The following is a 24,652-nucleotide window of genomic DNA, read 5'->3' on the forward strand; positions in this document are numbered from 1 at the left end:
TTTAATCCCTCCAAATTATTTTATTCCTAATGATTCTAAAATTTTTTCTAATGATCCTGGAGATGGTACGAAATAAAAGTGACCTTGTATTTTATTATCTCCTTCTCCAATAAATAGTGTTTCTATATCTAAAACATACTCTTGGTGCTGTCCTGTTTCAACAAATGTTGAAATAAGTATTGCACTTAGCATGTCATTAGCTACTGCTGGTACTGATACTGTGGCCTTTAACCCTGTAAAACTTGCAATTGCATTCATAAAAGATGATGATATTATATTACCTATTTCTCCTATAACGGAAATACCCATTTCCGTTATACTTTCTTCATCAATACAAGTCATCTTAGATATCATATTTAAAGCTACATCTTCTTCAAATACATAAAGAATACTTCCTGGAATGTCGTCAAGCACTTTTACTAATACAGCTACAACTCCATTTTCTTTATAACTATTAAATAATTCATCAAATTCTATTAAGTTCATATTTGGAACTGACATATCTATCTTAGTTCCAAGTAGCATTGATAATGATGTTGCAGAATTACCTGCCCCTATATTTGAAACTTCTCTTAAAGCGTCTAATTGAAATGAAGTTAAATCCTTGTATTCCATAAAGACCCTCCTTTCTAAATCAATGCTGCCACATCAAGAATTAATGTTACTAAACCATTTCCTAATATCGTAGCTCCTATATATTCCTTTAGTGATTTTAATGTCTTTCCTAAAGGCTTAATTACTATCTCTTGTTGTCCAAATAATGAATCAACAAGTAATCCAACAGTCTTCTCTCCGATTTTAACTATAATTATAAACTTCTTTTTACTTTCTTTAGTTTCTATTCCTAATATTTCATTTAGTCTAATTAAAGGTATAATATCATCTCTATAAACTATTACTTCTTCACCATTTGTCTTTTTAATATTTTCTTCTTTATAATCTATAACTCTATCTATAAATCCTAATGATATTGCTAAAGTTTCATCTCCAACCTTAACTAAAAGAGCTTGTATTATTTGAAGTGTTAATGGTAGTTTTATAACAAAACTTGAGCCTTTACCCTCTTCGCTAATTACATCTACAGTTCCACCTAGTGATGAAATTTTTGTTTTTACAACATCCATTCCAACACCTCTACCAGATATATCTGTAACTACTGTATTAGTACTGAAGCCTTGAGCAAAAATCAGATTTCTTATATCATTATCACTTAGCCCCTCAGTACTTATTCCAACTTTTTCAGCCTTAGCCTTTACTTTTTCAATATTTATTCCTGCCCCATCATCGCTTACTTTTATTAATGCTTTAGTTCCTTCTTGATATGCAACTAATTTTATAGTTCCAACTTCACTTTTGCCCTTTGCTGATCTCTCTTCTTTAGTTTCTATTCCATGATCAGCTGCATTTCTTAAAAGATGTATTAATGGTTCTCCAATTTCATCTATAACAGTTCTATCAAGCTCAGTTTCCGCACCTTCTATAATGAAGTTTATTTCTTTCTTAAGTTCCAAAGATAAGTCTCTTATCATTCTTGGGAATCTATTAAATACTACTTCTAAAGGTAACATTCTTATTTTCATAACTAAGTCTTGTAAGTCTGAAGTTGTTCTTTCAACTTGTTCTAATGTCTCTATTAATTCCTGCGACTTATCATTTATAACTATTTGTTCTAATCTAGTTCTATATATAACAAGCTCAGAAACCATATTCATAAGCTTATCTATTCTTTCTAAATCAACTCTAACAGATTGATGTGCTCTTTTATTATCCCTTTTCTTATCTTGCTTTTCTATTTTATTTGATGTATTTATAGTATCTTTTATTTGAATTTTCTCTATTTCTTTTACTATTTGATCTTTTGGTTCAATATTATCTACTTGGTGATTTTCTTCTAATGTTATATAATCTACTTTCACTTCTCTAACTTCAGAAATATTGCTTACTAAATTTTCTACTTCTTCTTTTGATTTAGCTGTTATCAAAACAAAGGTTAACTCCGTATCAAATTGTTCATTTTCTATATCTTCAGTTGATGGAAAAGATTTTAATATTTCCCCTTGTGTTTCAAGCTCTTGAACTATTAAAAATGCTCTTGCTGATTTTAACAAAGTATCTTCTCTTAAAGTTATTGCTATACTAACTCCGTTAAAACCATTTTCATTTGCTTGCTTCATTACTGATAAGTCATACTCGTTTAAACTTACACTTATAGAATCTTCTTGTATGTCCTTCTCATTAATTATTTGTTCTTCATTACTTATTGAAACATTTTTATCATCAGCAACACTTTCTAAGGCTCTTATTATATTTCCTATTTCTACTTCTTCATCATTTCCTTCTTCTATATTGCTAACCATTCTTTCTAAAGTATCTAAACAATCAAATAATACTGTAACTACATTGCTAGTAACCTTTAGTTTACCTTCTCTAAATTTCGATAAAACATCCTCCATCTTATGGGTTAATTCTGCTATATTATTGAATCCCATAGTTGCGGCCATTCCTTTTATAGTATGAGCTACTCTAAATATTTCATTTACTTTATCTATATTATTTGGCTCTTGCTCTAGATCTAATAAAGCTTCATTTAAGGTTTGTAAATTATCCATTGATTCTTCTAAAAACATTCCCATGTATTGAGATACGTCCATTTTATTTCACCCCTTTATACTTTCTTATAGATAAAAGTAGAAACTTTCTCTAATCCATATTCCTTGTAATTGTATATGCTTTCTGTTGCTCCAACAAATAGTAATCCCCCACTTTTTAAAGAGTTTGAAAACTTTTTAAATATTTCTTTTTTTACATCATTTTTAAAATATATTATTACATTTCTACACACTATTAAGTCAAAATCTTTTTCATAATTACCTAAAATTAAATCATGCTTTTTGAAAGTAACAATAGATTTTATTTTACTGTCTATGATATATTTATCTTTTAATATTTTAAAATATTTTCTTTTATAGTCTTCACTTATATTTTTCACTTCTCCTTGGACATATTCTCCAAGCTTTGCCTTTGCTAATATAGTGCTGTCTATATCAGTGGCAATTATATTGTTTCTTCCTGCGGGATTTATTTCATTTAGCATCATCGCTATACTGTAAGGCTCGCACCCTATTGAACAGGCTGCACTCCAAATTTTCAATTTATTATTAGTTAAAATATAGTTTTTTAAAGTTTTCTCTAATTCCTTAAACAACTCTGGATTTCTAAAGAATTCTGTAACATTTATAGTTATAAAATCTAAAAACCTTTGTCTTTCTTCATCATCTGATAATAAAAGTCTTTTATAATCATCTAAAGATTTTACTCCTATTCTTGACATTAAGCTTCCAATTCTTCTATTTAATTGTTCCGGCTTATATGCATTTAAATTAATATTGAACTCTCTATATATCCAATTGTGAAATTCTGTAAAGTCCATATATCCTCCTAATTTGCATTAACTAAGCTTTTTATTTTAGAACCTACATCTTTTAATGAAAGTACATAGTCCACGCATCCTGTTTCATAAGTTACTTTTGGCATTCCATAGATAGTGGAACTCTTTTCATCTTGTGAAATAGTTATGCCTTTATTCATTTTTACAACTACAGTTCCTTCAGCTCCATCTTTTCCCATCCCTGTTAGGACAACTGATATTATTCTATTAGTATATATGGCTGATGCTGATATAAATAATTTATCAACAGCAGGTCTTACCCCCCAAATTGGAGGTTCTTTATTAGTCCTTATAACTCCTGGCTTTTCCACAGTCATATGGAATCCTCCTGGAGCAATATATACTTTATTTTTTTCTATCTTAATACCATCACTAGCTTCTAAAACATCTAGAGCACATTTTTTATTTAACCTTTCTGCAAAAGCTTTGGTAAATCCACTTGGCATATGCTGAACTACTAAAACAGATATGTCTAGATCCGTAGTTAATTCTGAAATTACTTTTTCTATTGCATTAGGACCACCTGTTGATGCTCCTATTAAAATTATGTCTCGTCTACTTTTCAAAACGTTATGTACCAATAGTGCATCCACCTCCTATAGTCTTTTTAGACTACTTCCAATACTTCTAATTGTAACTGCACCATCTTCACTTTCTAAAATCATAGTTCTTCCTTTGTTTCCTCCTGTATCTTCCGCTATTAAAGGAATAGATAATTTTTTTATAGTTTCTACAACAGCAATGCTATTTCTTTTCCCAATATCACTAATAATTTTCTTATCTGGAAAGTTAAACATTGACGCTCCACCTGCTATTTTAGCTGTTATGTTACTCTTTCTACATCCAAGAGATATCATTTTTGATAGCAAATTTTCAATTCCTAAATCAGCATACTTAAAAGGGTTGACTACGTTTTTGAATTGTGTACTATCTGGTAACATTATATGAACTAATCCGGAAATTTTTTTTTCCCTATCATATAATGCTATACCGACACAGGATCCAAGTCCCATGGTTATTAATCTATCTGGGGCAGAAACAATAGCTCCATCTGCTATTCCAACTCTAACCTCTTTCTTCTCCTCCAAATTCGTCACCCCTGAAAAATAATCTCTTCTTCTTCTATTGTTAATATTTTTTCTAAGTCTAGCATTATAATTATATTATTATTTTTCTTTACTAGTCCTTTTATATATCTTTTTGATATTAATGTTGAAAGACTTTCTGGATTGCTTATTTCCTCATCCAATATACTTTGAACTTCACTAACACTATCTACTGATATTCCAAATTTACCTACGTCTCTTTTTACCACTATAATTTTTTTATCCGAGGTATTTTCTAATTTTAGCTTAAATTTTTTTACAAGACTTATGATAGGTAAAACTCCATTTTCATAGTTAATTACTCCATCTAAAAAACTTGGTGAGTCCGGTAAAACAGTAGGTTCTTCGTAACCTAGAATTCTTTCTACTTCCATTATATCTGTGGCATAAAACTCATGACCTAGTTTAAAAACTAATATTTTTATCTCCTTCATTATCTCTTTTTCCTCCTACAGAAGTAATTTATCTACAACTAAACTACTATCTTTATCTATATAAGCATGTACATTTTTTGATGGCTTTTCTAAAATATATTTTTTATTTCCTATAATGAAAATAGTGTTATGATATGCAGTGTCTACAAAAATTTCTCCATCTTTATCTACTTCTAAGTTAGTAAATACTCCTGAATCACTACCTACAATTGAAGCATTAATACACTTACCAGCTTTTAAATGCCCACCTCTACATACAGAATTTTTTAAACAAAATTTAATATTACCAGATGAACTCAATTTACTAGTAAACAATCCTTTACCAATTATATTTATATCGCCTACAACGATTATTTCAGACTCTTGCGCATATTCTATAGTTAAATCTGAAGTTATTATTGTTTCTTTTTCTAATTCTTCTAATTCCTTATTTAATTCTTCTATTATTCCTTCAACTTCAGTAATACCTTTAATATTACTAGGAGCTGCACCTATAAGCTTTCCTCTAATTAATTTTATAACTTCCGAATTGTAGCAACTATCTTTCATAGCATTTGACATAGCCTTAACACAATTCTTAGAAACACTTTTATATTTTGTTTCTATTAATAATTTAACTATCATTCCATCAGTTATATCCTTTTGAATTAAATTATGCTCTTTTAAATAAACAACATTAGCTACTAGAGACTTTAAATCCTCTTTTAACTCATTTAAGGTTTTAATTCTAATCTCTTTAACTAAATCTGCTCCTCCAACTTCAACAACAGAATGAACTACATTGCCCAAAATTTCCGATGTATTCTTAGACTCTATAAAAGCATTAAATACTCCACTTTTTACAAATACACTACCACCTGAAGTTATTTTCATACCTTCAGTAACTTTTCCATTTATTTGAACATTAGCAGGGAATTTAATATTTCCTGTAGCCATTGTAACATCCTTATTTAATATATATATAGGTTCAACCCATATAGTACCTTTATTAAAATTTGGTTTTCCATCTATAGTTGATATTATTAAGTTATCTTTTAGCTTACAACCTTGTCCAGCTAAAAAATTGATTTTTTTCTTTTCCTTTCCTGGTATTCTTTCAGAAAAAACACTTTTCCCATCAACACCATTTTCCCCTTTTATAATTTCGGCTAAAACTTCATTAGCTTTAACACTTGTTATATAATTAAAATCTCTAAAATCTATTTTTTCTTTATTTTCATCTATTTTTATTTTTTTGTTATAATTAAAAAATATTTTTAAACTATCTTCAATTGGAGGTTTTACGTTTACGCCTTTTGCCACTAGCATTTTATTTATATCTTTATTAACTTTTATGTATTCTATAGAATCTTTATCTATTCCATAAGATATACCAACTTTTTTTAACTCATTAATTAATTGATCTTCTGTAATTATAGGAGGTTCAATTCCTTCTTCTATATCTAATTCTAATATTAAATTATTAGTTTCCTCTAAATCTTTTAAGTAATATATAACCTCTTTTTTATAAGAAATCGATATATAAGCCTCAGTTTTATCTGAATTAAAGCTTATATCTATTATTCTTTTTCCAGGCTCCTTTAACGCCTTAAATTCTATAGCGTCTTCTTCTTTTACAGTGCTTGTTCTATTTATCTTCTCACCATTTATGTATAAATCCCCATCTAAAGGTGGTGAAATGGTAGCATATTTACCATTTCCAATTGGATTTTTAATTATTATCTTTCTGCCTTTTACCAAAGCACTTCCATCAACGTTATTGACCTTATTATAATTTTCTTCCATTCGCCCAAACACCTCTCTACTACTTTACCATACTTTAATTTCCATTTAATAATATCATACTTTAATATTTTTTTAAATATTATTTAATTTTTTAAAAAATATATAACTAATTAGCATATTAACATCTAAATTTTTCTACATACAACTTTATTTCTTCATCAAATTCCTTAATTAACTTTCTCATAATCTCATTCTCTATATTTAAATTTATATCATCTACTTTTGATATTGGAAGTATTTTAGGGGAAGTTCCTGATATAAACATAGCATCTATTTCTTTTAAATCATTAAAATTTATCTTTTTTTCTTCAAAAGTTATTCCTAAGTTCTTAGCTAAAGATATTATTCTACCTCTTGTAACTCCTGGTAAAACATCCTCTAATGGAGAAGTGTATAATTTTCCTTCTTTTATCATAAATATATTAGATTTACTCCCCTCTGTTATAAAACCATTGGAGTTCACAAGTATCGCTTCAAATGCATTGGATTTAATAATTTCATCTGTTACTTTTTTTCTAAAATTGCTATCAACCACCTTTGCATTAGGATTTACTCTTTCCCCGTGATAAAGTATAGTTTCAACTCCACTTTTATACATATCATCTCTTGGGTAATTGTGTTTTATAGTAAAAACTTTCATTGTATCTGTTTTTATATCGAAGGTAAGCTTTATATTACCGTACTCTAAATTGTTAGCATGTATAAGTCTAATTAAGTAATCCTTTATCTTATCATACTTATAAGAAAATGGTTTTTCCATTAATCTAAAAGAAGATTCTAATCTTTTTATATGATCTTCATAAAATAAAGGAACTTTATTAATCACTCTTATAACTTCATATATAACTCTTTCTTTTTCTGTCGTATCATTTGTATAATTATTTATACTTTCTAAATGACCATCTTCCAAATAGTATTCTAAAATAGCTTCCATATTAATTCTCCTCACTACTTCCATTTTAATATCTCAAAATTATTTTTCTTTTTATAATTTATTAAATATGCATTTCCAACTAAATCCAATAAAGGTTTATCTGATAATGAATCCGAAAACATATAGGAATTTTTATAATCAACATCTATGTTATCTCTTTTTAAAACCTCTTTAAGTCTCCTTACCTTTTCTTCACCCTTACAATTTTCTCCTTGCATTCGTCTTATAAATTTACCATCTTTTAAAGTAAATTTTGTTCCTATAATCATATCAACTTCCTTTATAGCATAAAACTCCCTTAAATAAAACTCCGGAGAAGCTGATATTAAATATATTTTATATCCTTGCTGTTTTAAGTTTTTCATCATTTCTATGGCATCTTTATATAATATTTTTTCTAGAACATCTTTATAGAAATTTTTAATTAATAAAGTTAATTCCTTTTCGTCTATTCCATCTATAAATTTAAGAAAACTTTCTTTAACTCTTTTTTCATCATATATTTTTATGGAATACATCAATCCACTATACAAAGCTCTTGGAAGAAATTTAATATTCCTTATTTCCTTAATAATAACATATTTAAATAATTGCATTAGAGTTTCTTTTCTAGTTATAGTATAGTCTACATCAAATATTGCTAGTTTATCCATCCCAACCCCTCCTAGGCTATTTCACTATTAATTATATACTATAATCTGCTATATTTAAACAAATTAGTCACTGAATTGACTTTAAAGTATAGACTATATCTGAAGACAAAAAAATATTACTGTTTAAGATATATCTATAAAGTAAACTACTCAAACAATAATATTTTTTATTTTATTAACTTAATTTTTTTAAAAATTCTTCTAATCTATTTAATCCTTCTTTTATACTTTCTATAGATGTTGCATAAGACAACCTTATATAACTATCTAACCCAAAAGCAGCTCCTGGTATTACTGCAACATTTTCTTCTTTTAATAAGCTTTTGGAAAAATCTAAAGATGTTAGTATCGGATCTTTATCTATTGATTTCCCATAATAGTTTTCTACACAAACCATTATATAAAAAGCTCCTTTAGGTCTTATAATTGATAAACTATCTATTTTTTGTAATCTATCAATCATGTAATTTCTTCTTTTTTCAAACTCTTTTATCATAGCCTCTATATTAATTTGGCTTCCAGTTAAAGCTTCAACAGCCGCATATTGAGAAATTGAATTTACATTTGATGTAACATGACTTTGGACACTGCTCATAAGGGTAGCTATTTCTTTGCTAGAAGCAGAGTATCCTATCCTCCAACCAGTCATAGCATAGGATTTAGATAATCCATTAATTACTATAGTCCTATCAAATGAATCTTCTGATATAGAAGCAATACTTATATGCTTTTCATTATCATATATTAATTTTTCATATATTTCATCTGATATTATTATTAAGTCATTTTCTTTTGCAAACTCTGCAATTTCTATTAACTCTTTTTTGCTATATATACTTCCAGTTGGATTGTTAGGACTATTTATTAAAATAGCTTTAGTTTTATTTGTAAGAACATCTTTCAAATCTTTAATTCTATATTTGTAATCATTCTCTTTAAGAGTGTTAACAAATACTGGTATGCCATCTGCTAATTTAACTAACTCAGGATAACTTACCCAATAAGGAGTTGGTATTATAACCTCGTCTCCAGGATTAAGTATTGCCATAAAAGCATTTGCTAGACTTTGCTTAGCTCCTGTAGATACTACCACTTGGCTAGGTTCATAATATAATCCATTCTCTTGTCTAAATTTATTACAAATAGCTTTCCTTAATTCTAAAATTCCACTTGTTGCTGTATATTTTGTTTTTCCTTCTTTCATAGCTAATATAGCTGCATTAATTATATTTTCTGGAGTATTAAAATCTGGTTCACCTGCGCCAAAACTTATTACATCAACTCCTGATTCTTTCAATGCTTTTGCCTTTGCTGTAATTTCTAATGTTATGGATGGGTTAATTCCCATTGCTTTTTTTGATAAATCCATTTTATACCTCCATTTATTTTTTAAAATTTATAAGTTTATTTAATAATTCTTCATTTATTCCATAACTACCTATTGTATTCTCATTGCAACATTCCTTACCATGATAATCACTACCACCCGTTATAAATAATTTATATTTTTTGCATATATTATAGAAACTATTAGTTCGTTCTCTAGAATGACTAGGATGATATACTTCTATTCCCTTTAATCCATAAAACTTCAAGTCTTTTACTATATTTTCTATGGCTAACCCTTTATAAATTTGTCCCGGATGTGCTAGTACCGCAATTCCCCCTGAATTATTTATAACTTGTATGGCATCTTTATAGTTTAATTTGCACCCTCTTACGTAAGCAGGCTTTCCCTTGACTAGAAAACTAGTAAAAGCAGCTTTATAGTTGTCAAAGTATCCTTTTCTAACCATTGCGTTAGCAACATGGCTTCTTCCAACTGTAGAGTCTAAATCAATAGCTAAATCATCTATAGCTAAATCAATATTATTTCTTTTTAACTTAAAAAGTATTTCTTCTACTCTATTTATTCTAGCTTTATTTAATTTATCTACAGTATTTATTAAGTTTTCATCTTTTATATTTATAAAATATCCTAGTATGTGTAACTCTAAATCTTCATACTCAGTACTTAACTCTATTCCAGGTATCAAATTTATATCATCATATGAGTTATTAATCACATATTGTGACATTATGGAATCATGGTCTGTTATAGAAATATTTTTCACTCCTAAGCCTTGAGCAGTTTTTATAATTTCTTCTGGTGTCATGTTGCCATCTGAATAATTTGAATGAATATGTAAATCTGCATAGTTCATTTTAACACCTTATTTCTTAAGTATATATATTAAAAATATATCATTATTAATATAAAATAACAATTAAAAAATTGTAGATAGTAATTTCCCTTGCTCCGTTGTTTCACTCCAAGTCAACGTAAACTTATATATGTTCTCTTGAAAACTGAATGAATAAAAGTATAAAATAAATATATTTTTGTAAATTACTAAAAGCCTATATAATCATATCTCTAAAAATTTCAAATTTTATATTTTTCTATAAATAAAAAAAGTGCCTTATTTGGCACTTTTTTTATTCTTCATCAACTAATTCTTCACTATAAAATTTTGATACTCTATCAAACTCTTCTTCTTCTGGAACTACTAATTCTCCATCTTCAGTTGATCTAAATAAGTAAACTGAATCTTCATTTGGATCTTGAGCTAAAATATACTCATTTTCCTCAAATTCAAAAGCATCTATAATTGGACATGATACAACATTTCCATTATCATCTTCTAAATCTACAACAAAATGCTCGTGATGGTCTTCTCCACATCCGCATCCTTCATGATGATCATGTTCATGATGATTTCCACACCCAGTTCCTTCGTGGCATCCACATTTATTTTCATTATCCATTGTTATAATCCTCCTTCATGTAGGTTATCATTCTATTTAATTCTACCCTTAATTAATAGAAATTAAAAGCAAAATATTAAATTATTTTTCAATTGATGTTATTAAATAAAAAAATAAGGGGCTAAATAGCCCCTTATTTTAAAACTATTGTTGTTCAGCTAATCTCTTGTAGTTTGCTAATCTTTCCATAGCATCCTTTTCTGTCTTCTCAAATAGAGCCTCAGCTGCTTCTGGGAATGCTTTTGCTAATGAAGCATATCTAACTTCTCCCATTAAGAATTCTCTAAAGCTACTCTTTGGTTCCTTAGAATCTAATGAGAATGGGTTCTTAGTTCCAATTAAACTTGGATTGTATCTGTATAGTCCCCAATATCCAGATTCAACTGCTTTTTTAGCTTCATCTTGGCTATTAGCCATACCATTCTTAATACCATGGCTTATACATGGAGCATAAGCAATGATTAATGATGGACCATCGTAAGCTTCAGCTTCTGCTATTGCCTTAAGAGTTTGGTTCTTATCTGCACCCATAGAAATTTGAGCTACATATACATATCCATATGTCATAGCCATCATTCCTAGATCTTTCTTCTTAGTTCTCTTTCCTGATGCAGCAAACTTAGCTATTGCAGCAGTTGGAGTTGATTTTGAAGATTGTCCACCAGTATTTGAGTATATTTCTGTATCAAATACAAGAACATTTACGTCTTCTCCTGAAGCAAGAACATGGTCTAATCCACCGTATCCGATGTCATATGCCCATCCGTCTCCTCCGAATATCCATTGAGATCTCTTAACTAGGAATTCTTTATCCTTTAAGATTTCTCTTGCATAATCAGCATCAACATTTTCTAAAGTAGCAAGAACTCTATTACCTCTATCTCTTGTACCTTCTCCACTGTTCATGTGATCTAACCAGTCTTGAAGTACTGCTTTAACATCTTCTGAAGTTTCTACTTCTAGAGCCTTCTTCATGTTATCAGCTATTCTTTCTCTTATAGCCTTAACTCCTAAGAACATACCTAATCCAAATTCAGCATTATCTTCGAATAATGAGTTAGCCCAAGCTGGACCGTGTCCTTCATTATTTACTGTATATGGAGTTGCTGGAACTGATCCACCCCAAATTGATGAACATCCAGTAGCATTAGCAATCATCATTCTATCACCGAATAATTGAGTTACAAGCTTAGCATATGGAGTTTCTCCACAACCTGCACAAGCTCCTGAGAACTCAAATAATGGTTGTTCGAATTGGCTACCTTTAACTGTGTTCTTATTCATTGGGTTCTTCTTAGGTGCAACATCTTTAACTGCATAATCCCAAGCTTCAATTTGCTCTTCTTGAGTATCCATTGGTTTCATTATTAATGCTTTACCAGGTGCTGGACAAACTTGAGCACAGTTTCCACAACCTGTACAATCTAATGGAGTAACTCCAATTGTATAGAATGTTGGTTCTTCTGTCTTTAATGCCTTTGCAGGAACAATTTTCATTGATTCTGGTGCATTTTCTTTTTCATTTTCATTTAATAAGAATGGTCTTATAACAGCATGTGGACATACATATGCACATTGGTTACATTGGATACATTTATCTTGTTGCCATTCTGGAACATTGATAGCTATACCTCTCTTTTCATATGCAGCAGTACCTGCCATGAATGTACCATCTTCCATTCCATCAAATGCTGAAACTGGAAGGTCAAATCCTTTTTGAGCATTAATTGGCTCAACAATATTTTTGATGAAGTCTGGAATATCGTTTCTATCTTCCTTAGCTTCATCAGCAGCATTCTTCCAATCTGCTGGAACTTCTATTTTAACTACAGATTCAACACCTTTATCTATAGCGGCATTGTTCATATTAACAACTTTTTCACCTTTTTTACCATATGACTTAACAACAGCGTCTTTTAAGTATTTAACAGCATCTTCAACTGGAATGATGTTAGCAATCTTAAAGAATGCAGCTTGCATTATCATATTGATTCTTCCACCAAGACCAATTTCTTGTGCTATCTTAACAGCATTTAAAGTGTAGAAATCAATGTTATTTTCAGCTATATATCTCTTCATTGAAGCTGGTAATTTTTCATTAACTTCTTCTGGTGTCCAAATTGTATTTAATAAGAACTTACCATTTTTCTTTAATCCTTCTAATACATCATACTTATAAACATAAGCTTGATTATGACATGCTATAAAATCAGCTTTATCAACTAAATAAGGTGACTTAATTTGTTTCTTACCAAATCTTAAGTGAGATACTGTTATACCACCTGATTTCTTTGAATCATATGCGAAATATCCTTGAGCATACATATCTGTATGGTCTCCAATAATTTTTATAGCACTCTTATTAGCACCAACTGTACCATCTGATCCTAATCCCCAGAACTTACATGCTTTAGTTCCTTCTGGAGTAGCATCTATATCACCTGATATTTCTAATGAAGTATTAGTTACATCATCAACTATACCAATTGTAAATCCATCCTTTGGATTTTCTGATGCTAAGTTAGCATATACTGAAGCTATGTGTGCTGGATTTGGATCTTTTGAACCTAATCCATATCTTCCTCCAACTATAACTGGAGCATTTTCTCTACCATAGAATGCACTCTTAATATCTAAGTATAATGGTTCTCCAATTGAACCTGGTTCCTTTGTTCTATCTAAAACAGCTATAGATTTTACTGTAGCTGGTATTACCTTTAATAATCTTTCTGTTGAGAATGGTCTGTAAAGTCTTACTTTAACTACCCCAACTTTTTCCCCCTTTGAAGTTAAGTAGTCAATAGTTTCTTCAGCAACGTCAGTTGAAGATCCCATTGTAACTATTACTCTATCAGCATCTGGAGCACCATAGTAATCGAAGCAGTGGTATTCTCTTCCTGTTAACTTAGTTATTTCAGCCATGTAGCTTTCAACAACTTCTGGAATATCTTCGTAGAATCTATTTACTGATTCTCTAGTTTGGAAGTATATATCAGGATTTTGTGCTGTACCTCTTGTTACTGGGTGATTTGGGTTTAAAGCTCTCTTTCTAAAAGCATCTAAAGCATCATAATCAACTAACTTAGCTAATTCATCATATTCTAAAACTTCTATTTTTTGAATTTCATGTGAAGTTCTAAATCCGTCAAAGAAGTTCATAAATGGTATTCTAGTCTTTATAGAAGTTAAGTGAGCTACTGCTGCTAAATCCATAACTTCTTGAACTGAACCTTCTGCAAGCATTGCAAAACCAGTTTGTCTTGCAGCCATAACGTCTTGATGGTCTCCAAATATACTTAATGAAGAAGTTGCTAATGCTCTTGCTGATACATGGAATACTGTTGGAAGCATTTCACCAGCAATTTTGTACATATTTGGGATCATTAATAATAGACCTTGTGATGCAGTATATGTTGTAGTTAATGCACCAGCTTGTAAAGATCCATGAACAGCTCCAGCTGCTCCAGCTTCTGATTGCATTTCCATAACCTTAACAGGTTGTCCGAATATGTTCTTTCTTCCTTGTGCTACCCATTCATCAACATGTTCAGCCATTGGTGATGACGGTGTGATTGGGAATATAGCAGCCACTTCTGTAAATGCATAAGATATATGAGCAGCAGCCGTATTACCATCCATAGTTTTCATTTTTCTCATCATGTTTGACCTCTCTTCCTTATATATAAAATTTTATAAATACGTTAAATACAGAAATTTCAAACTGTATTTATTATTAAGAAATAAATTTTGGGCAAGAAAAGATTCAATCGCTTTAATTACGTCTCCGTACCCAACCCCTATCAGGTACTTCCCTGAGTCTTTATCCCCTCAAAGAATCTATTTTGTTAATTTTTCACCAAGGTTCTTTGCCTCTAAAAGCTCTTCTTCACTTGGCGATTCTTTAACGGCGATGTGTCCTGCAACATTAAAGTCATAGTCATTCATACGTTGAACCCAGTCAACCATGAATTTTCCATCGTCCCATCCATATGATCCAAATAATACTATCTTCTTTTGTTTGTTAGGTAATAGCTTAAATTGATTTATAAATGGTTCCATTTCATGTTGTTCAATTCTATTATTATCCATTGATGGACTTCCGAAAGCAACTGCGTCAGCTTCAGTTACATCTTCAACTGTTGCATCGCAAACATACTTGACATTTACATCTGCACCAGCTTCTTTAGCACCTTCTGCAATTGAGTTTGCAAGAACCTCAACATTGCCTCCATTACTCCAATAAATAACAGATATTTTTTTCATAATTACATCACCTCATCCTTTGACTTAAATTAAGTCATTTTTTTGGATATGCACTACCTATTTTCACTTACTATTTTATTATATAACACTATTTTTATTTTGCAAGTTTTATACATGCCATATTAATTGAATATAACCTTTGCACATAAAAAATAGCTTATTTTATTTTATTTAACTCTATACTTTGGATTATTACTCTAAAAATCGCATCTACACCATTAGTAATACCACTATTTTTCATATTTTTTATTATAGTATCTTTTTTATTTTTAAGTTCTTCAATTTTTGATAATAGCATTTCTTGATTTTCCATCATTTCATCTTCATCAAGCACTACTGAATATCCTTCTTTTTCAAAGGATTTTGCATTTAAAATTTGATCTCCTCTACTTATCTTCTTAGATAATGGAATTAAAAGAGTTGGTTTTTTTAGTGCTAATAACTCAAATATTACATTTGCGCCAGCTCTTGATATTACATAATCTGCTGATTTTAATAAATGTGGAAGTTCATCTTTTACATACTCATATTGTATATATCCTTTAATATTATTTAACTCTTCTGCTAAATTACCTTTTCCGCAAATATGAATAATATTAAATGTTTCCAATAGTTTATTTATATTTTTTCTTACTTCATCATTAATGCTTTTAGCCCCTAAGCTCCCACCTACTATAAGTAATATTTCTTTATTATCTTTAAATCCGCAAATTTCTTTTCCCTTAATACTACTTCCGTTTAATATTTCTTTTCTTATAGGTGTTCCTGTTAATACTCCTTTTCCATCTTTTACATAATTTAAACTTTCTCTAAAAGTAACACATAACTTTGAACAAAATGGTGAAGATAACTTATTAGCTAACCCTGGAGTTAAATCTGATTCGTGGGATACAACAGGAATTTTTCTCATTGAAGCTGCAATCACTACAGGTACTGCAACAAATCCCCCCTTAGAAAATATTATATTAGGTTTTTCTTTTTTAAGTATTTTATTTGCTTCTACAACTCCCTTCATAACTTTAAAAGGATCTGTAAAGTTTTTAACATCAAAATACCTTCTAAGTTTTCCTGAAGAAATTTGGTAGTATGGTATATTGGCATCTTTTATTATTTCTTTCTCAATGCCATCCTTGCTACCTATATATTTTATTTCAAATCCTTCTTCTTTTAACTTTGGTACTAAAGCTAAATTAGGGGTAACATGTCCTGCCGTTCCTCCCCCAGTCATTATTATTTTGTATTTATTCATTTAAACACTCCTTTTAAAACTAATATTTTATGAAATATATTATTAAATCTTTATCCTCTATTTATAAAACATATAAAAAAATTATTATTTTTCAAAATAAATTCCTATATCAATATATCATATTATTTTAAACAATTTAAATGTTATTTTTAAATTTTAAGTAAGAAAAAAACTTTATTTTAATAAAAATATAATGTACTCTCTTCCACTATTATACCCTTCTTCCTTAACTTACATATTATAATTACAAAAAAATTGCACAAGCTATAATCACAAAGGAAAAAGGAGGTGAAAAGACATGGCACAAAAATTAGTACCAGAAGCTAAAAATGGATTATCTAAATTCAAAAACGAAGTAGCTAATGAAATGGGAGTACCATTTTCTGACTACAATGGAGAACTATCTTCAAAACAATGCGGTAGCGTTGGAGGAGAAATGGTTAAAAGAATGGTAGAACAATATGAAAGAGGCATGAAATAGTTTTTCATTTGTTATATCATTAATGTATTACTTATAAATAAAGTAATGCTACAAATAAAGGAGTTATCTTAAAGTGATTAATATCATGTTAAGATAACTCCTATTTATTAATTAACTCTTATATGTTTTATCATAAGCTGAATATTCCTTCTACCATTAAACTCATTAATATTAGGATAATAAATTATATCTGCCATTGTATTTATATAGCTACTGTCGCAAGCTCTTGAAAAATCTTCTTCTCCATACCTATCTATATAGTCTTTCTTAAAATCAATAAATTTATCAAAGCTTACACCATCTATATATAAATATTTTTCATTAAATTTAAATTTAAATCTAAGCTTTAAAAAATTCTTCTCTTTTCCTAAAAGCCATATTCTTTCTACAAGAACATTTTTTACTGCGAATAAAGGGCTAGAATTCCCCTTACCAAAAGGTCTTAAACTTTCTATTACTTCTATTAACTCTTCATTTAAGTAATTTAAATTAAGTGGAGAATCTATCTTTACTATAGGAATAATATCCTCATCGCATAAAGGACAGATAGAGTTTAACTTTTCTCTTAAGGATATTATATTCTCCTCCTTAAGTGATAATCCCGCAGCCATCGGGTGACCTCCGAATTTTTCTAATAATTCACTGCACTTACTTAGTTCTTCAAATATATTGTATCCTTCTATTGATCTTGCAGATCCCTTAGGCATTTCCTTTCCTTTAGTTATTACTATACAAGGCATATTAAATCTTTCTTTTACTCTGCCCGCAACTATACCTGCTATACTTTCATGAATTGTATCATCATAAACTACTATTACTTTTTCTTCTTTTTTCTTTTCTTTTTCTATTCTTTTTATAATTCTTTCTGAACTTTCTTTTGTTAAATCCTGCCTTATTGTATTTAGTTCATTTAGCTGCATTGCTAAATGTTTTGCTTTCTCTAATTCTTTAGTAATCAATAATTCCACAGATAGATCTGCTGTTTCTAATCTACCAGTAGCATTTATACAGGGTCCTATAACAAACCCCAAGTGGTATTCCTCTATTTTTTTATCACTTAATCCAGTTACTTTTCTCAATTCCTGTATGCCAAGATTTTTACTTTCATTTAATAGCTCTAGTCCCTTTTTAACTATTATTCTGTTCTCATCTACTAAATCTACAACATCACAAACTGTTGCTATAGCTGCAAACTGTATAAGATTTAAAAATTTCTCTTCACTTATATTAAATTCATCATATAAACACTTTGAAAATTTTAATGCAACTCCTGCTCCACATAATTTTTTAAATGGATAGCTACAATCTCCTCTTTTAGGATTTACTACTGCATCAGCCTTTGGAATAGTTTCTACTAGTTTACCACTAATATTTTCCCTAATTGGTATATCATGATGATCTGTAATAACTATCTCCATTCCTAATTCCTTAGCAAGCTCTACTTGTTCAAAGGCTGAAATTCCATTATCACAAGTTAAAATAACTTCATAGCCTTCTTCTCTAAGCTTTCCTATTCTACCACTGTGCATTCCATAACCTTCATCTTCTCTATTTGGAATATAGTAGCTATAGTTAGCTCCAATACTATTTAGTGCATTAAAAAATATCACAGTGCTAATTACTCCGTCACAATCATAATCTCCATAAATTATTATTTTTTTATTATTTAAAACAGCATTTTTTATTATATCTATACCCTTTTTCATATCAGTCATAAGATATCCATCATGAAAATCATGAATTGTTCCATTAAGAAATCTACTAACATCCTCAACTGTATCTATTCCTCTATTGGCTAAAAGCCTTAATACTAAAGGATTTTCACTTATAGAATTAGAGAGCCTTAAAAAGCTCTCTTTTTTATTTACTAGTATCCAATTTTCTTTCATTTTTCCCCCTTAGGCAAAACTATTTAAATAACATAGCTTTTTTTATAGAACTTGCCTTATCTTTTGAAATTTGAGATAGTATTTCAAAAGCAAAAGGAATTGCTGCTGCCGGTCCTTTTCCTGTAATTATATTACCATCTACTACAACTAAATCTTCTTTATAATTACAATCACTTATTTCATTTTCAAATCCAGGGTAACAAGTCATATTTTTATTTTTTGTTATTCCTGCTTTAGCTAAAGCTATTGGCCCTGCACAAATAGCACAAATCCAATTATTTGAGTTATTAAACTTATTTATAAGTTCAATAACTCTTTCACTCTCCTTCAAATTTCTAGCTCCTGGCATTCCACCTGGTAAAACTAAAAAATCGTAATCTTCTATTTCCTTATCCATAATATCTTTATCAGCTTTTATTTTTATATTGTGAGAAGTAGTGACCTCTTCACCTTCTAATGAAAATGTGTGACATATTACTTCTGCTCTTCTTAATATATCAACAACTGTTAAAGCTTCTAAAGTTTCAAATCCATTTGCTAATAAAACTGCTGCCTTTGCCATAAAATCCCCTCCTAAATTATAATACTTCTTTAATCTCATCATCTAAAGAAATAGTCATTATACTACTCCCTTTTCCAGCTCTATTTTGAAGTTTTATATCTTCTAATTCTATTGCCTTTTTTTCTTTATTTTTTGAAATTAAAGTTATTTTATCTAAAGAAGTTAAAGCTATTTCATCTACATTTCTTTCATATTCTCTACCTATTAATGAACCATAAATAACCTCATCATTTTCTTTTAAGCTTATACCTGTAACTCCTGCTGCTACTTTTCCCATTGCATTAATATTTTCTGATGAAAATTTTATTCCCATAGCCTTTTTAGTTATGATTATAAGTTCTGTTTGTGCTTCATTATATATTCCAACAGATATTAACTCATCATTTTCATATTTAAACTTACATGAAATTTGTGAAGAATAACTTCCCTCAAACTCTAATAAAGAAGTCTTTTTAACCATTCCCCTTTTAGTAAAGAAATAAATGAATTTATTTGATTCAAAGTTTTTTATAGAGATTAACTTTATAACTTTTTCACCTTTTTCTATGTTATCTACTATTTTCTCTAAAGGAAGTTCTCCTTTTGCTACTCCTTGAAGTAAGAATGCTGGAATTTTAAATACTTTTCCCATATTAGTGAAGAATAATACATCACTTAAAGAATCTGTACTTGTTTTTAAATTATCATTCTTTTTAATAGAGTTAAATCCTTTTATAGTTCCCTTAGCTGTTATTCCTATTGAAAAAGCTACAAACTCTAGAATTTCACTATAATTAACTTTTATTATCTCATCTTTACTTGGCAAATTAAATAATACTGTTGGTAGTATATTTCTAGGTTGATCCTCTATATTAGGAATTGCTAATCCAAAGGACAATCCTTCCTTAGTGTCAAAGGACAAGAAGTCTTTTCTTTCATCTTCTTCTAATATTATTATATTTATAACATCTTCTTCATCCTTAAGCTTTAAAGCCTGAAGTTTTGTATAGCTTGTTTGGAACTTATCTAAAGAACTCTTTTTAATTCCACCTCTTGAAGTTACAAATTGAATATATTTATTTGGCATAAATGAACTTACTGAAAATACCTCTACTATAGTTTCATTTTCTAAATTTAGTGTCTTTATTATATTATCTACTCTTTCCCCTTTTTCCTTCCACTTACACTCTGGAATATTTATCCCTTTTGTTTGATACATATTTCCTTTGTTTGTAAATAACAATAAACTTTCAGTTGTGTTAGATTTAAATAAAAACTTTAACTCATCCCCTTCTCTATAATCAATATCTTCAGCTTTTGCACTTAATCTATTGAAGGTTTTTAGAGGAATTCTTTTTATAAATCCATCTCTTGAAAGTGTCACCATAACATCTTCAACAATTATAAGTTCTTCTATATCTATTTTCGCTTCATTATCATCCTTTATTATAGATGTTTTTCTAGGATTTCTATATTTATCTGATACTTCTTTTAATTCTGTTTTAACTACTTTAAGCAACTCTTTTTCTTCTGATAATATCTTTCTAAGTCTTCTTATAGTTTTTTCTAACTCAGCATATTCTTTTTGAAAAACCTTTATTTCTAATCCAGTTAATCTATATAACATTAACTCTAAAATTGCTTCTGCTTGTATTTCTGTAAAGCTAAATTTATTTATAAGATTTATTCCTGCATCTTTTTTAGACTTAGATTCTCTAATAGTTTTTATAATATCATCTAGTACATCTATAGCCTTTATAAAACCCTGAACTATGTGGAATCTTTTTTCTGCAATTGCTAATTCTTTTATAGTTCTTCTTGTAACTATCTCTTTTTGATGATTGACATAATGCTTAATTATAGTCTTAAGTCCCATTGTTTGTGGCTTTCCATCAGCTAAAGCCACCATATTAAAACTTATATTACATTGTAAGTCAGTTCTTTTAAATAAATACTTAAGTACTTTGTCTGCCACTTCCTCATCTACTGCTTTTCTTAATTCTATAACCGCCCTTACTCCGCTTCTGTCAGACTCATCTCTTATATCTATTATTGACTCTAAAGCCTTTGAATGTCTTTTGTCTCCAGTCATCTCAGATATAGTTTGAAGTAATTTTGCTTTATTTCTTCTGTAAGGAAATTCAGTTATAACTATACCAATTCTTCCATTTTCAAGCTTTTCTATACTAGTCTTAGCTCTTAAAGTTACCTTTCCTTCTCCCATTTCATAAGCAGAAAGGATAGAGTTTTGACCTATAATAACACCACCAGTAGGTAAATCTGGACCTTTTATATAGTTCATCAACTCTTTAGTAGTTACTTCTGAATTATCTATATAAGCTAAAACACCATCTGTAACTTCTCCTAAATTATGTGGAGGAATGTTTGTAGCAAGACCTACAGCTATTCCAAAACTACCATTTACTAAAAGATTGGGATATCTACTTGGTAATACTTTTGGCTCCATTTCACTATCTGAATAGTTTGGAACCATATCAACAGTATCTTTGTCTATATCTCTAAGCATTTCCATAGCTATTGGAGCAAGTCTTGCCTCTGTATATCTCATAGCCGCTGCTCCATCTCCATCCATAGATCCCCAGTTGCCATGCCCATCTATAAGAGTTTCTCTTGTTGAAAAATTCTGAGCCATTATTACCATTGCATCATAAACTGATGTATCTCCATGTGGATGATATTTACCTAATATATCTCCTACTATTCTGGCCGACTTGTAATATGGTCTATCAGGAAATGCTTTTAATTGGTAAGCACCATATAAGATTCTTCTATGAACTGGCTTTAGTCCATCTCTTACATCCGGTAAAGCTCTATCCTTTGCAACTTCAATAGCATAAGGCAAATAGTTATCAGGCATTGCCTCTTCTAAAGGGACCCTAATTATATTATTATCCCTTGGTATATCATTAACTTTCTTCGCCATAACTCTTCTCCATCCTATTAATTAAAATTCTCCATATTTATACATATAAGTTTTTCTCGGCTCAACTATATCACCCATAAGTAATGAAACCATTTTTTCTGCTTTAGCTGCATCATCAATAGTTACTTGTAATAAAGTTCTAGTTTCTGGATTTAATGTAGTTTGCCAAAGTTGATCTGGATTCATTTCTCCAAGTCCTTTATATCTTTGTATAAGTGCACCTTTTCCTATTTCTTTTTTTACACTTTCTAGTTCATCATCACTATATGCATACTTATGAACTTCTTTACCTTTAATATTTTTGTAAACCTTATATAAAGGTGGTTGTGCTAAGTATAAATGACCATTAGCAATTAAAGGTTTCATATATCTATATATATATGTCATCCATAGAGTTCTTATATGGTATCCATCTACATCAGCATCACTCATTATTATTATTTTGTCATACTTTAAATCTTCTTCTCTATAATTTTCTAATGTGCCTGTACCTACTGCAGTATTAAATATCTTAAGTTCTTCTGATGCTAATACATTTTCAAGCTTTTGTTTTTCTGTATTCATTATTTTACCTTTAGAAGGCATTATTGTTTGAAATCTTCTATCTCTTGCTTGTTTTGCAGATCCACCAGCAGAGTCTCCCTCAACTACTATAAATTCATTAACAGTATTATCTTTTAATGTACAAACTGCAACTTTTCCTGCAAGAGGTGCTGTTCCTTTTCCTACTTTCTTTTTCTCTGCTTCATTTATTTTCTTTATTTTTTCTCTTCTTTGAGCCGCTTGAAGTGCATTATTTATAATCATTGTTGCTACTTCTTTACTATCTTCTATCCACTCACTAAACTTAGTATATGCTAAGTCATTCATCATAGTATATGCTTCTGTGCTTCCTAACTTAGTCTTTGTTTGACCTTCAAAGATTGGATTAGTGATTTTAATTCTTACTATAGCTGTCATTCCTTCTCTTAAATCATCACCTTCAAACTCTTTATCCTTCTCTTTTAAAAGTCCAAGTTTTTTAGCACCTTCTTTAAAGGCTCTTGTCATTCCAGTTTTAAATCCTGTTTCGTGAGTTCCAGCTTCTGTTGTTGGAATGTTGTTAACATAGCTCGCTATATTTTCTGTTGTGGAATCAGTAAACTGAATACAAAGTTCTCCAAACATTTGTATATTATTAACTGTTCTTTCTCCCTCAAAATAAATAGGTTCTTGATGTAAAGCTGTTTTACTCTCATTTAAATATTCTATAAAATCTAAAAGTCCTCTTTCAGAATAATATTCTTTTCTAAATTCTTCTTCTTTTCTTAAATCTATTAATTCTAGATATATTCCTTTGTTTTGAAAAGCTAGTTCTTGTAACCTTTCGTCTATTATGTCAACTTTAAAATCTACAGTTGAAAAAATCTCTTTATCTGGCATAAATGTAACTTTAGTACCTGTATCTTTTGTCTTTCCTACCACTTCTAACTTAGTAACAGCAGTGCCAGGCATATCTCTTTTGAGCTCTTTATCATAAGAATATTCAAATCTTTGTTTGTATATATTTCCATTTTGATGCACTTCTACTTCTAGCCATGAAGATAATGCATTAACGACTGCAGCACCAACTCCGTGCAATCCTCCTGAAGTTTTATAATTCTTATTATCAAATTTTCCTCCGGTATGTAATTCAGTAAAGACCATTTCCACTCCAGATTTCTTTTTAATTGGATGAATACCTGTTGGAATCCCTCTTCCATTATCTTTTACAGTAATGCTCTTATCTTTATTTATAATAATTGTGGCTTTATTTCCATATCCATTAGATATTTCATCTATAGAATTATCTAAAACTTCCCAAACACAATGATGTAACCCCTTTGTTCCTGTAGATCCTATATACATACCAGGTCTTATTCTAACTGGTTCTAGCTTTTCTAAGGAAGTTAAATCAGTAACATCATATCCTTTCATTAAATCTTCACTCATACAAACCTCCAAATAACTATTAATAGTTCAAATCCTATTTTTATTAACTTACTTTAATCTTACATACTCATTATAATCTTTTTAATTTTATCATAATTAGTTTATAAATAAAAATATAAATCTTTATAAGAAAAAAGTCAAACAAC

At 29.5% G+C, this 24,652-nt stretch carries 20 protein-coding genes; 1 reads left to right on the plus strand and 19 read right to left on the minus strand.

The genetic code is table 11. The annotated features are described in order from the left end of the window. Positions 1-15 precede the first annotated feature (15 nt). The 15 genes from ACYUEX_RS10525 to ACYUEX_RS10595 form a co-directional block, all read right to left on the minus strand. Positions 16-615 carry a chemotaxis protein CheC gene (locus ACYUEX_RS10525; protein WP_411170313.1) on the minus strand — a complete coding sequence of 200 codons (600 nt, stop codon included), beginning with the start codon at positions 613-615 and terminating at the stop codon, positions 16-18. A 14-nt stretch (positions 616-629) separates the two neighbouring features. Next, positions 630-2,651: a chemotaxis protein CheW gene (locus tag ACYUEX_RS10530; protein WP_460288042.1), complete on the minus strand. Its 2,022-nt coding sequence runs from the start codon at positions 2,649-2,651 to the stop codon at positions 630-632. A 14-nt stretch (positions 2,652-2,665) separates the two neighbouring features. Continuing rightward, a complete protein-coding gene (locus ACYUEX_RS10535; RefSeq protein WP_460288043.1) occupies positions 2,666-3,430 on the minus strand; it encodes a CheR family methyltransferase in 765 nt (254 codons plus the stop codon). 8 nt (positions 3,431-3,438) lie between these two features. Further along, the gene (locus tag ACYUEX_RS10540; RefSeq protein WP_460288044.1) at positions 3,439-4,014 is read right to left on the minus strand and encodes a CheB methylesterase domain-containing protein; all 576 of its coding nucleotides are present in this window, start codon (positions 4,012-4,014) and stop codon (positions 3,439-3,441) included. Positions 4,015-4,044: 30 nt separating this feature from the next. Beyond that, entirely contained in the window at positions 4,045-4,545 is a 501-nt protein-coding gene (locus ACYUEX_RS10545) for a chemotaxis protein CheD (RefSeq protein WP_460288046.1), read from the minus strand. Then, positions 4,542-4,988 carry a chemotaxis protein CheW gene (locus ACYUEX_RS10550; protein ID WP_460288048.1) on the minus strand — a complete coding sequence of 149 codons (447 nt, stop codon included), beginning with the start codon at positions 4,986-4,988 and terminating at the stop codon, positions 4,542-4,544. Before ACYUEX_RS10550 ends, ACYUEX_RS10545 begins: the two co-directional genes overlap by 4 nt. Before the next feature lie 15 nt (positions 4,989-5,003). Beyond that, positions 5,004-6,773, minus strand: coding sequence for a DUF342 domain-containing protein (locus ACYUEX_RS10555; protein ID WP_460288049.1), 1,770 nt, complete (start codon positions 6,771-6,773; stop codon positions 5,004-5,006). A gap of 118 nt (positions 6,774-6,891) precedes the next feature. Continuing rightward, on the minus strand, positions 6,892-7,707 hold the full coding sequence (locus tag ACYUEX_RS10560; protein ID WP_460288050.1) for an aminotransferase class IV: 816 nt from the start codon (positions 7,705-7,707) through the stop codon (positions 6,892-6,894). Between the two features lie 14 nt (positions 7,708-7,721). Further along, positions 7,722-8,360 carry an HAD-IB family hydrolase gene (locus ACYUEX_RS10565; protein WP_460288051.1) on the minus strand — a complete coding sequence of 213 codons (639 nt, stop codon included), beginning with the start codon at positions 8,358-8,360 and terminating at the stop codon, positions 7,722-7,724. Positions 8,361-8,535: 175 nt separating this feature from the next. Then, a complete protein-coding gene (locus ACYUEX_RS10570) occupies positions 8,536-9,729 on the minus strand; it encodes a pyridoxal phosphate-dependent aminotransferase (RefSeq protein WP_460288052.1) in 1,194 nt (397 codons plus the stop codon). Between the two features lie 13 nt (positions 9,730-9,742). Then, positions 9,743-10,564 (minus strand): PHP domain-containing protein, encoded by an 822-nt coding sequence (locus tag ACYUEX_RS10575; RefSeq protein ID WP_460288053.1) that lies wholly within the window; start codon positions 10,562-10,564, stop codon positions 9,743-9,745. Positions 10,565-10,838: 274 nt separating this feature from the next. Next, complete coding sequence (locus tag ACYUEX_RS10580; protein WP_460288055.1) at positions 10,839-11,168, minus strand: DUF1292 domain-containing protein; 330 nt, start codon at positions 11,166-11,168, stop codon at positions 10,839-10,841. 144 nt (positions 11,169-11,312) lie between these two features. Next, positions 11,313-14,825, minus strand: coding sequence for a pyruvate:ferredoxin (flavodoxin) oxidoreductase (gene nifJ, locus ACYUEX_RS10585; protein ID WP_460288197.1), 3,513 nt, complete (start codon positions 14,823-14,825; stop codon positions 11,313-11,315). 180 nt (positions 14,826-15,005) lie between these two features. After that, on the minus strand, positions 15,006-15,431 hold the full coding sequence (locus tag ACYUEX_RS10590) for a flavodoxin (protein WP_460288057.1): 426 nt from the start codon (positions 15,429-15,431) through the stop codon (positions 15,006-15,008). A gap of 157 nt (positions 15,432-15,588) precedes the next feature. Beyond that, positions 15,589-16,680, minus strand: a complete 1,092-nt coding sequence (locus ACYUEX_RS10595) for an undecaprenyldiphospho-muramoylpentapeptide beta-N-acetylglucosaminyltransferase (RefSeq protein WP_460288058.1) — start codon at positions 16,678-16,680, stop codon at positions 15,589-15,591. Positions 16,681-16,978: 298 nt separating this feature from the next. Between ACYUEX_RS10595 and ACYUEX_RS10600 the strand changes: the two genes are divergently transcribed. Further along, a complete protein-coding gene (locus ACYUEX_RS10600) occupies positions 16,979-17,161 on the plus strand; it encodes an alpha/beta-type small acid-soluble spore protein (RefSeq protein WP_322395167.1) in 183 nt (60 codons plus the stop codon). 107 nt (positions 17,162-17,268) lie between these two features. Here the strand turns inward: ACYUEX_RS10600 and recJ are convergent, their stop codons facing one another. From recJ to ACYUEX_RS10620, 4 genes are read right to left on the minus strand one after another with little or no spacing between them, the layout of a single operon-like run. Then, positions 17,269-19,050, minus strand: coding sequence for a single-stranded-DNA-specific exonuclease RecJ (gene recJ / locus ACYUEX_RS10605; protein WP_460288060.1), 1,782 nt, complete (start codon positions 19,048-19,050; stop codon positions 17,269-17,271). A gap of 19 nt (positions 19,051-19,069) precedes the next feature. Continuing rightward, on the minus strand, positions 19,070-19,612 hold the full coding sequence (locus ACYUEX_RS10610; protein ID WP_460288062.1) for a DJ-1 family glyoxalase III: 543 nt from the start codon (positions 19,610-19,612) through the stop codon (positions 19,070-19,072). Positions 19,613-19,628: 16 nt separating this feature from the next. Next, positions 19,629-22,535: a DNA topoisomerase IV subunit A gene (locus ACYUEX_RS10615; RefSeq protein ID WP_460288064.1), complete on the minus strand. Its 2,907-nt coding sequence runs from the start codon at positions 22,533-22,535 to the stop codon at positions 19,629-19,631. A gap of 21 nt (positions 22,536-22,556) precedes the next feature. Then, a complete protein-coding gene (locus tag ACYUEX_RS10620; RefSeq protein WP_460288065.1) occupies positions 22,557-24,506 on the minus strand; it encodes a DNA gyrase/topoisomerase IV subunit B in 1,950 nt (649 codons plus the stop codon). Positions 24,507-24,652 lie beyond the last annotated feature (146 nt).

Source organism: Clostridium sp. CTA-7 (assembly GCF_054768095.1).